This window comes from Bradyrhizobium tropiciagri, assembly GCF_001189845.1.
GTDB lineage: Bacteria > Pseudomonadota > Alphaproteobacteria > Rhizobiales > Xanthobacteraceae > Bradyrhizobium > Bradyrhizobium tropiciagri.
On the sequence record NZ_LFLZ01000164.1, the window covers coordinates 1 to 1,962 of the forward strand.

2 protein-coding genes are annotated in these 1,962 nt (G+C 63.0%); both read left to right on the plus strand.

The annotated features are described in order from the left end of the window. On the plus strand, positions 1-170 hold a 170-nt coding region (gene tnpB, locus AKN84_RS50240), incomplete at its 5' end, for an IS66 family insertion sequence element accessory protein TnpB (protein ID WP_162240946.1). Between the two features lie 45 nt (positions 171-215). Then, positions 216-1,865: an IS66 family transposase gene (gene tnpC, locus AKN84_RS44195; RefSeq protein WP_050426592.1), complete on the plus strand. Its 1,650-nt coding sequence runs from the start codon at positions 216-218 to the stop codon at positions 1,863-1,865. The last annotated feature ends 97 nt before the right edge of the window (positions 1,866-1,962 follow it).

Here is a 1,962-nt window from a genome sequence, read left to right on the forward strand (position 1 = left end):
ACGGCCAGGGAGCATGCCTATTTACGAAAAAACTCGAAAGAGGTCGTTTTGTCTGGCCGTCGCTGGCGGACGGCGTGGTGTCGATCTCGCAGGCGCAGATGAGCTATCTGCTGTCCGGCATCGACTGGCGCAATCCCCAAGAGTCCTGGCGTCCGACCAGCGTAGGCTGAGACTTTGTCATTTGAGTTTGGCAGCGAATGTGATTCCATCTGGCCATGGACTCCAGCGCCGACCTGCCGCCCGATCTTGCCGCCGCGCATGCAATGATTTTGGCCGAACGCACGGCCAGGCTTGCGGCGGAAGCCAGGCTTGCTGAAGCGGCCAATGCCCAGGCGAAGCAATCGAGCACCGAAGCGCTGATTGCCCATCTCAAGCTCGAGATCGAGAAGCTACGACGCACGATATATGGCACGCGCTCCGAGCGGTCGGCACGGCTGCTCGATCAGCTGGAGCTTGAGCTTGAGGAGCTCGAGGCGGACGCGACCGAGGATGAGCTGGCCGCCGAGAAGGCGGCCGGGAAGACGCAGACGGTGCGTTCGTTTGAGCGCAAGCGGCCGGTGCGTCAACCCTTCCCCGACGACATCGTGCGAGAACGCGTGGTCCTGCCGGCTCCGACGCAATGCCCCTGCTGCGGGTCGGCGCGGCTGTCGAAGCTCGGCGAAAGCGTGACCTCGACGCTGGAGGAGATCCCACGCCGGTTCAAGGTGATCGACACAGTCCGGGAGAAGTTCAGTTGTCGGGATTGCGAGGCGATCACGCAGCCGCCGGCGCCGTTCCATGCCACGCCGCGGGGCTATATCGGACCCCAGCTTCTGGCGACGATCCTGTTCGACAAATTTGGTCAGCATCAGCCGCTAAATCGACAGAGCCAGCGCTTCAAATGTGAGGGGATCGCCCTGTCGGTCTCGACGCTGGCGGACCAGGTGGGCGCCGGAGCTTTTGCGGTCAGGCCGATCTTTGAACTGATCGAAGCCTATGTGCTCTCCGCCGACAGGCTCCACGGTGACGACACCAAGATCCCGATCCTGGCGAAAGGAAAAGCAGATACCGGCCGGATTTGGACCTATGTCCGCGACGATCGGCCATTCGGCGGGCGAGATCCACCGGCGGCGCTGTTCTACGCCTCACGTGATCGGCGCGGCGAGCATCCCGCGCGGCATCTTCAGAACTTCGCCGGCATCCTGCAGGCCGATGCCTATAGCGGGTTCAACGCTCTCTTCGATCCCGGACGCAAGGCGTTGCCGGCCACGCCCGCCTTCTGCTGGGCACATGGCCGGAGGGCGTTCTTCGAACTTGCCGACATCGCCCAGAACGCTCGCCGCGGAAGATCGGCGACGGCGATCTCGCCCGTTGCGCTGGAAGCGGTTCGTCGGATTGACCAATTGTTCGAGATCGAGCGCGACATCTATGGGCTGAGCGCTGAGGAGCGGCTGCAGATCCGCCGGGAAAGAAGCGCGCCACTGCTGACCGACCTTGAGACTTGGCTCCGGGCGGAATCTGCCCGGCTCTCGCGTTCGTCCAACGTGATCAAGCCGATCAACTATCTGCTCAACCGTTGGGAGGGCTTTGCCCGCCTTGTCCACGACGGAAGGATCTGCATGACGAACAATGCAGCAGAGCGGGCGTTGCGCGGTTTTGCTCTGGGAAGAAAGGCATGGTTGTTCGCCGGTTCTGATCGCGGTGCGGAGCGGGCTGCCGTGATGGCCACGCTTATCATGACGGCGCGTCTCAACGACATCGACCCGAAAGCCTGGCTTGCCGACGTCCTCGCGCGCATTGCCGACATGCCACAGAACCACCTGTACGAGTTGTTGCCCTGGAACTGGACGCCTCCTGCGTCGAGGTCCTCCGCCCAGGCGGCGTAGCCATGCACGTCAACAAGGTTCACGCCGTCTTCACCATCGCTCGCGTCGCAAAAGACCTCGGCGAAGACGAGGACTGGCTCTGTGACGTGGCGAACGG

What these genes read in the sequence shown, in the direction of transcription:
- tnpC (WP_050426592.1), top strand. Translation starts at nt 216, where the DNA reads ATGGACTCCAGCGCCGACCTGCCGCCCGATCTTGCCGCCGCGCATGCA.